The sequence below is a fragment of the Psychroserpens luteus genome (assembly GCF_015319355.1).
GTDB lineage: Bacteria > Bacteroidota > Bacteroidia > Flavobacteriales > Flavobacteriaceae > Psychroserpens > Psychroserpens luteus.
This window is the reverse complement of record NZ_JADILU010000013.1, coordinates 23,252-32,152: the sequence shown is the minus strand read 5'-3', so window position 1 is coordinate 32,152 and position 8,901 is coordinate 23,252. Positions and strand designations below refer to the sequence as shown.

Genomic DNA, 8,901 nt, shown 5'->3' with positions numbered 1-8,901 from the left:
ATTTAAGACCTCTTTTACACAACGAAGTTTAAATTCATAATTATACTTGACTTTTCTTTCCATAAAAATACCCTCAAATAGTGTCTAACTTTTTGGGGGCAGTCTATTTTCTATTCGGTTTGTATTTGCTAAATTAGGAGCTTAAAACACGCAACTAATCTTATACAATCACGTTAGACGAACCTCCTAAAAATCTCCAAAACCTCAACACAAACTACTCCTTTACAAATTATCCAATTGATTATCGCTCCCATCCTCACTAATCGTCCAAAAGAAACTTACAAAAAAGAATAAATTTATTCTTCTAAAAGTCAAAAGGTTACAAAACTTGACTTTGTAAAAAAAATAGTCGAACTTCGTCTAACTGTGGATATCGACAATTGAAACAGTCGATATCTTAACACGTTAGCTACAATTTGAACTCATATGAAAATAATAGAAATAAAAGATTTTGTAGATTTTCACAAAGTGGTTGAAAAGCATTCTTCATCAAATTTTGTATTTAGAGGACAACAAAATTTTTATTGGGAATTAATTCCTAAAATCGGTAGACCCGAATTTTCAAAAAACGTTCCACTATACTTCAAAGAGGAAGATATTATTCGTTCTTGGTTACGATATTCAGGTCATTTGTTAAAAAGTAAACCTGTGGATGAATGGGATGAATTAACTTTAGGACAACATCACGGTTTGGCAACTAGACTTTTAGATTGGACCAAAAATCCATTGGTTGCACTTTATTTCGCAACATTTGATTTAAATAAAAAAAATGACGCTTCAGTTTTTATTATGGATTTTCAGAATAGTGTCTTAAAGACAAAAGAATTTAGTCCTTTTGACCAGAATAAAACTATTTCCGGAGTTTTTTATCCAAAAGGACTTTCCGCAAGAGTAATAAATCAAAGAGGGGTTTTTACAATATCTCACAAACCAGATTTGAGTTTAGAAAAGATTTTAAGTGACTATACCTTCATAAAACTTCGAATTAAAGGAAAAGCAAAAAAAGGTATTCTACGAAATTTAGAACAGTATGGAATAAATGAATTTTCAATATATCAAGACCTAGATAATTTATCTAATTATTTAAATCGTTTTATCATCAACAAAGAATTAGACCAAATTGATTAAAAAAACTGTAGCTAACACCGTGTATAATTAATTGCTTGGTCACTGCCGACTTACGAAAATTCCGCTGGAATTTTCTATCTGTGATTTGTTTGCTAACTTTAAAGCTTAACCACGCAACTAACCATACACAATCACGTTAAACGAACCTCTTAAAAAACCTCCCAATCCTCAACACAAACTACTCCTCTACAAATTACCCAATTGATGATCCCTGAAATCCTTAATAATCATCTAGAAGAAATCCACAAAAAAAACAAATTTATTATTCTGAAAATCAACAGACTACAAAACTTGTCTTTATAAAAAAAATAGTCGAACTTCGTCTAACTGTGGATCTCGACAATTGAGACAGTCGATATCCTAACACGTTAGCAAACATTATGGAGAACATTGTTTTTTTACAGAGAACATTTATACATGAAATAGGACATTACGTTTCTAGGGTTATAAATCTAAAAAATGACAAAGGAGCTGGTGTTGTTCAAATTAGACTAGATCAAATTGAAGATAAGAATGGTGAAATAGAATATGTTGGAGGAACAGTACCGAAAAAGCCAGATAATTATGATTATCATGATGAAATAAAAAACCAACCAGAATTTGTAGCCTCCAATTTATATGGTTGTATTTTTCAGTCTTTATTTGAATCGCAAGATGAAAACCCGAAATTTACTGAATGCTTTACTCCTAAAAGAGATATGCAAAGAAATATTCGAGCAAATGGTTGTGCAGATTATAAAGGAGTATACAATAGAATGGGAGCTCAAATAAATTACAACTTAATAAAATTTGTCGAAGATGACTATCTACCAATTATTATAAAAGATTTTCATCATTTCGAATCCATCTTTGAACTAAATGTAATAGATTTTATAAAAGCACCAGGGAAAATAATGTACATTGATTTAAATAAATTAGAAACAAGTGTTTCACAATTTATTGAATTACATTCTTTACATTATTCATATTTTATATCAAAAATTAATGCTATTATAAAAAACGAGAGCTAACAACATGTATAATTAATTGCTTGGTCACTGCCGACTTACGAACATTCCTGCGGAATATTCTATTCGCTATTATTTACTAAATCAGTTCATTAACCACGCAACTAACCATACACAAAACCGTTAGACGAACCTCCTAAAAATCTCCAAAACCTCAACACAAACCAATCCTTTACAAATTACTCTATTAATTATCACTTCCGTCCTGACTAATTGTACAAAAGAAACCTACAAAAAAGCATGAATTTATTCTTTTAAAAAATCAACAGATTACAAAACTTGACTTTGTAAAAAAAATAGTCGAACTTCGTCTAACTGTGGATATCGACAATTGAAACAGTCGATATCTTAACACGTTGTGTGTAATTTGAGGAACACCAGAATTTTAATGAAAGATTGGGAAATTTATGAAGAACAAATATTTGCGAAACTTAAAAAAGAGTTTCCGAATTCGAACATTCTCAAAAATCAAAAAATTAAAGGAAAATACTCAAAAAGAAGTCGTCAAATTGACATTTTAGTAAAATCCTTATCAATTGGAAATGAGATAAAAGTTGTCGTTGATTGTAAAAAATTTAGCAAAAAAATTAATGTTAAAACTGTTGAATCTTTTCTTGGATTCACAGAAGATGTAGGAGCTCATATTGGTATTTTAATAACTAATAAGGGGTTTTCAAAAAGTGCAGAAAATAGAATTGAAAATTATCATCGAGAGATAAAACTTCAGATAGTTGAATACAAAAGATTGGATGATTATCATTTTAATTGGGATACTTGCAATGGATGTGCTAATTCTGAAAGGCCAAGAATAAGCGAAATAAGTTGGTCTGAACCTTATCCTTTATTGATTAACGATTTATGCCAATTAATACAACTTGGGGATTGTCATTATTGTGGAAGTCCACATATTAAATGTCAAGGTTGCGGAATGATAATTGAAATAGATGAATTTGAGTTTACGAATTGTATGTGTGGTCTTACTTTTGGTGTTGGACAGCCAAGACCAGGAGAAGAATTATCTATTTTTGACATTGTAATCAAAGAGGTTGAAGAAAATTATAAAGAAGAAAACTTTGTTGACCCAAATCAAATTGGGTTATTTAATCAAAAATTATGACTGAACAAATTCAAATAAATCGCCAAACAATCTATTTGACAATTGAAAATGTCACATTAGATACTGAAAGTGGCATTGCAGAACAAGAAAATCAATTCGTTGGTTTTTTCAAATATGAACCTGTAACTGAAATTAGTTTTGGTGAACAAGTTAAAGATGCTAACGGAGAAAATGTAGTTTTCCATTCTATTGAGCAAGCAAGAAATCAAATTTCAGATATGCTAAAAAGAATCATCTATCCACCATCATTTTTAAACCCGATGGATTACACAGCAGATAATCTTGCCGAAATAATGCAAAAGGAACTAACCTTTAATATTGGAGATTTTAATTCTGACGAAATTCAAGAAAGCATTACAGGAACAATGACAAATTGCACGTTAGCATCAGCTTCGAATCCACCAAATATGCCTTATTCTGTTAGGATTATGACTAATAATGGTGAACGAAGATTAAGAATTTCTGATATAATAAGTATAACAAGATAAAACTACACACAACAAAGTGTATAATTTATCGCTTGGGTCTGTGTGTACTCGGAAAATCCTACGGATTTCCCTAACGTTCGGTTTATTCTTATTAGATTAGTTGCGAGACAATCGCAACAAACCATACACGAACCGTTAGACGAACCTTCTAAAAACCTCCAAAACCTCAACACAAACCAATCCTTTACAAATTATCCAATTGATTATCGCTTCCGTCCTCACTAATTGTCCAAAAGAAACCTATGAAGAAAAATTGATCTGCTGCTGGTTTTAGAGATCGTCTTGCAAAATCACCGTTAACATCTGGTGTGTTTGCATATTGATATCCGTTAACATTTTTAAACGCAAAGGCATTATTTACAGAGAGGTATAAAATCTTTTGTGGCGAAATCAAATAGGCCCAATTTAAACTTACACTATTGTAGCTTTTGGTCATATCTCCTAAAAACTCGGTCGTATTTGGATTTGTAAATGGACGTCCAGAAGCAAAGGTATAACTAAAACCTACTTGACTTTTCCAATCGTCTATCCAGTATTTAGCAACCGCAGAGAAATTATGTGTATTAGCAAAGCTTGGTTGTGCTTTTGTTGGATAGTTACGGTAATCACGCTCTGTATCTAAATACGAGTAGCTCAACCAATAATCTACGTTTTTAATACTTTTATTATCTCTCCAAAAAACATCTAAACCTTGTGCAAAACCAGATCCAGAATTCGTGTAATTACTATCAAAACTCTCAAAACCGGTATCGTATTTAACTAAATTATCATATTCTTTTCTGTAAAGTTCTGCACGAAATAAGCGTCCGTCGTTTACAAATTGATAGTTCATGATGTAATGGCTCGTGTTTTGTGATTTAACATCTTGGTCAAATTTCAAAGTACTACTTGTCGCATTTTGGTAAAAACTACCATAAGCCAAAGACAATTGACCATTTGCAGATGTTTTATAAGCTATAGAAGCTCTTGGAGCTATTTTAAATTCATTAGACAGTTCATACTTATCTGCTCTCACTCCTACTTTAGCAGCGAATTTTTTACTGAATATAATATCTGACTCGACAAAAAGCGCAGAATTATTACTGGTAAAGCCATAGTTTACAGGTGAGACGATTTCCGAAGCATAACGTTCATCAAACTTGGTCGTAAAATGCTCTGCTCCAAAATAGAGTTTAAATCTGCTATTGAAACGTTTTTTAAGTTTCAGTTTTATGTGAGCAGAATTTTCATCATCTGTAATATCATTATCTATAAACGAAAAATCTGTTTTTGCAATCGTATAACTCAATCCTGTGTTTATAGACCAACCCTTACCTAAAATACCTTGATAAGACGTGTTGGCATAAAAATTTCTGTTGTTGAGTTTAAATCTCACGCCTTCGGCAACATTAATATCTTCTTGAGTTAAGTCAAAATTAGACGTATCAAATGCTGCATAGAATTTGAGCATCCCATTATTAAATTTCTGACGAAAAACAGCTTCTCCCTGAGCACCTTCATAAGGTTTCTCCCATTCATTACGATCTGGAAACAGTGCAATATAAGGAGCTAAATTAATGTATGATGCATTGACACTCAATGAGGTTTTATCCCATTTTTCGGTACGACCTAAAGAGCCTCCAACGGTCATGATACCAATTTCAGTCTTCTCTTGGTCTGGCTCATCAATCGTATTTAAAAGTAGGACGCTTGAGAGAGCATTTCCGTATTCGGCAGAGTAACCACCTGTAGAAAATGTGATTCCGTCAAACAGAAAAGGTGAATAACGACCACGTGTTGGAATATTGTTTGGTGATGGAGAATATGGTGTAAATACACGAATGCCATCAATAAAAATTTGAGTTTCATTGGCATCTCCTCCTCTTACAAAAAGCCGACCATCCTCAGATACCGTAGAGGTTCCTGGGAGTGTTTGCAATGCGCCAACAAAATCACCCAAAGCACTTGCTGTAGTAACGACATCTAATGGTTTAAGTACTGAAACCTTGCTGTTATCACTAGCTTCAAAAGTTCCTGCAGAAATCACAACTGCGTCCAAAGACTCCATATCTTCTCGTAAGATAATTTTGAGGTCTTTAAATGTAGATACATTTGCTGTGATGGTTTTAGTTTCGTAAGATAAAAATGAAATGGTTAAAATTTGTGTTCCGGTTTCTTCGGTTGTGAATGTAAAGTTTCCGTTTTCATTAGATGTTGCTCCATCGTATGTGCCATCTAAATAGACGTTGGCTCCAAATACCGGTTGATTTTTGGTATCGGTTACTTTTCCGGAGATTGTGGTTTGTGCAAAAGTCATTGATGAGATGAGGATTGCGATAAATATGATTAATTTTTGCATGGTTGATGGTTTTAACTATTCGTTTTTAATTGATAGGTCAAAAATGATAAACAATAGCTACTTATAAAATTCTATATGACCGAATTGTCATAAATCAATACCGAATTGCATATTTTTGAGAAACCTCTAATTAAATGAGGTCATTCAAATGCTTACATCTTCAGAAAAAAAATTCAGTATCGTTTATAGTCTAATTGTTATTGCAGAGTTGATTACTGGCTCGTTAGAAGATTTCTCGTCTTTGCATTACCTCTTCAAACCTGCAATCGTTATATCACTATTGATTTTCTTTTTGCTGAAATGTAAAACGCTCAATAAAAAATTGAGATTGATTATAGCTTCTGCTCTTCTATTTTCTTTAGCTGGAGATATTCTCCTCATGTTTGTAGATAAGTCTCCAAACTACTTCTTATTTGGATTGGTTGCTTTTTTGATTGCACATGTGATGTATGTCATCGCGTTTTTAAAACACAGAAATAAAACGCTGAATCCATTTGGATTTATTGCATTTTTAATTGTTTATGCTGCTGGCTTATTCTATTTAGTAAAAGACGGGTTAAATGAAATGCTTATTCCTGTATTGATATACATGCTAGTTATTTTAAGCATGTCTACAGCTGCTTACTTGCGAAAAGGTACTGTTTCCAAATTAAGTTACACATTGGTGTTTTTAGGTGCGCTATTTTTCATGTTGTCTGATAGTATTTTAGCATTAAATAAGTTTTATGAGCCACTAGCTTACTCAAACATAAGTATTATGCTTACTTATGCGATTGCACAATATTTAATCATTTTTGGGATTTTGAAGTTAGACAGCGTTTCGCGTTAAGGATGGAAACGACATCCTTTTGTTTTTACAAAAGATATAGTGTACAGCCTGACCAACCGAAGCTTAAGCGTAGGTTGGGAACGCCCAAAATCTACTTTTTAAAAGGTCTAATGATCAATCGTGCAGCTTTGTCAAAATTGATGTAGTTATACGTCCAATTAAAGAACACAATCACTCGGTTTCTAAAACCTACAAGTGACATTAAGTGAACAAACATCCAAACAAACCAAGCGAAGAAACCTCCAAATTTATAGTGTTTTAAATCTACCACAGCTTTGTTGCGACCAATAGTTGCCATAGAGCCTTTATCTTTATAGACAAATGGTTTTGGTGTTTGCTTGTTAATAAAGCGCATTAGGTTTTTACCGAGAAGTTTACCTTGCTGAATTGCAGGTTGTGCTACTTGCGGATGTCCTTTAGGATAATTATCTGTGCTCATAGAAGCGATATCTCCTAAAGCAAAAATATTATCATAGCCTTCAATTTGATTAAACCGATTTACTTTATACCGATTTGCTTTTTCTATCAATGCCTCTGCTTTGAGTCCTTGTATTGGTGCTCCTGTAACTCCTGCTGCCCAAATTAATGTTTCGGTATTTAGTTTTAAATCAGAATTAGTCGTGACGAGTTTTCCATCATAATCTTTTACAATCGCATTGGTATGCACCTGAACACCTAAGTCTTTAAGAAACTTCTCTGCTTTCTTTGAGGCATGCTCACTCATTGGAGGCAATACTCTACTTGCGCCTTCTAGCAAGTGAATTTGCATATCACTACTATCTAAGTCGCGATAATCTCTTGGCAAAATGTTATTTTTAAGTTCGGCTATTGCTCCTGCCAACTCCACACCTGTTGGTCCTCCACCTACGATAACAAAATTTAAATAGGCTTGTCTATCTTCTTCGGAATTAGCAATAGCAGCTTTTTCGAAATTTTGAAGAATCAAGCTTCTAATATTTAATGCCTGCGGAATACTTTTCATTGGCATGCTATTCGCTTGAATTGTTTTATTGCCAAAATAATTAGTTTTGGTTCCTGTGGCAATGACTAAATAATCATAATTAAGGGTTCCAATACTTGTAGAGATTTCATTTTTTGTGGCATCGATATCTTCTACCTCAGCGAATCTAAAAAATGTGTTTCTATGTTTTTTTATTATTTTTCTTAAAGGGTAAGCTATAGAGTCTGGTTCTAATCCTGAACTTGACACTTGATATAATAATGGTTGAAATGTATGGTAGTTATGCTTATCTATCAAAACAACTTGTAAGTCTTTATTGGCTATTGACTTCACCAAATTAACACCTGCAAAACCACCACCTATTATTACGATTCTGGGGAACTCTGATTGCGGAATATTCATATAAAAATTCACTTAAAATGTAGTATTCAAAGATACAATTTATGCCAGTTAAAAACTTATTTTTGAATTAATGTTTAATGACATGTAACATTTTTAATATTAATACTACTTATAGGTAACTAACTAATTACAATTGAACAAAGAACTCGAAAATAATTTTGTAGAATTACTTGAGAAGCATCAAAATATTGTGCACAAGGTATGTAGATTATACACTAATAATCAAGATGCTCACAATGATTTGTTTCAAGAGATAACCATACAATTATGGAAAGCATATCCGAAATTTCGAGGAGATGCAAAGTTTAGTACATGGATGTATCGCGTTGGTTTGAATACCGCAATTACGCTCTACCGAAAATCTAAACGTACCATCAAAACACAAGAGTTTGAGAGTGTTTCTTTTAAGATAAAATCTGTAGAATATGATGATACAGAAGAACAACAACTCAAATTATTATATAAGGCAGTGCATCAACTAAATGATATTGAAAAAGCCTTAGTGTTATTGTATTTAGAAGACAAAAATTATAGTGAAATAAGTGAAACCCTAGGTATTAGTGAAGTTAATGCTCGTGTGAAAATGAATAGGGTGAAGAAAAAATTAAGAACAATATTAAATCCGTGATAT

The 8,901-nt window shown here is 32.5% G+C and carries 8 protein-coding genes; 6 read left to right on the top strand and 2 right to left on the bottom strand.

The features are described 5' to 3' along the window. Positions 1–426 precede the first annotated feature (426 nt). The 4 genes from IM744_RS20140 to IM744_RS20125 all read left to right on the top strand — a co-directional run bounded on the left by IM744_RS20140 (position 427) and on the right by IM744_RS20125 (position 3,740). Positions 427–1,128, top strand: a complete 702-nt coding sequence (locus IM744_RS20140) for an FRG domain-containing protein (RefSeq protein ID WP_194509974.1) — start codon at positions 427–429, stop codon at positions 1,126–1,128. 380 nt (positions 1,129–1,508) lie between these two features. Continuing rightward, positions 1,509–2,138, top strand: a complete 630-nt coding sequence (locus IM744_RS20135; RefSeq protein WP_194509973.1) for a hypothetical protein — start codon at positions 1,509–1,511, stop codon at positions 2,136–2,138. Between the two features lie 385 nt (positions 2,139–2,523). Next, positions 2,524–3,252, top strand: coding sequence for a DUF2034 domain-containing protein (locus tag IM744_RS20130; RefSeq protein WP_194509972.1), 729 nt, complete (start codon positions 2,524–2,526; stop codon positions 3,250–3,252). After that, on the top strand, positions 3,249–3,740 hold the full coding sequence (locus tag IM744_RS20125; protein ID WP_194509971.1) for a hypothetical protein: 492 nt from the start codon (positions 3,249–3,251) through the stop codon (positions 3,738–3,740). Before IM744_RS20130 ends, IM744_RS20125 begins: the two co-directional genes overlap by 4 nt. A 184-nt stretch (positions 3,741–3,924) precedes the next feature. Here IM744_RS20125 and IM744_RS20120 read toward each other — a convergent pair whose 3' ends face one another. Further along, positions 3,925–6,078 carry a TonB-dependent receptor gene (locus IM744_RS20120; RefSeq protein ID WP_194509970.1) on the bottom strand — a complete coding sequence of 718 codons (2,154 nt, stop codon included), beginning with the start codon at positions 6,076–6,078 and terminating at the stop codon, positions 3,925–3,927. A 148-nt stretch (positions 6,079–6,226) separates the two neighbouring features. On the opposite strand from IM744_RS20120, the gene IM744_RS20115 reads away from it, so the two are divergent. Then, positions 6,227–6,907 (top strand): lysoplasmalogenase, encoded by a 681-nt coding sequence (locus IM744_RS20115; protein WP_194509969.1) that lies wholly within the window; start codon positions 6,227–6,229, stop codon positions 6,905–6,907. 91 nt (positions 6,908–6,998) lie between these two features. Here the strand turns inward: IM744_RS20115 and IM744_RS20110 are convergent, their stop codons facing one another. Next, positions 6,999–8,270, bottom strand: coding sequence for an NAD(P)/FAD-dependent oxidoreductase (locus IM744_RS20110; protein ID WP_194509968.1), 1,272 nt, complete (start codon positions 8,268–8,270; stop codon positions 6,999–7,001). Between the two features lie 133 nt (positions 8,271–8,403). Here IM744_RS20110 and IM744_RS20105 point away from each other — a divergent pair, with 133 nt between their 5' ends. Further along, positions 8,404–8,898, top strand: a complete 495-nt coding sequence (locus IM744_RS20105; RefSeq protein ID WP_194509967.1) for an RNA polymerase sigma factor — start codon at positions 8,404–8,406, stop codon at positions 8,896–8,898. The last annotated feature ends 3 nt before the right edge of the window (positions 8,899–8,901 follow it).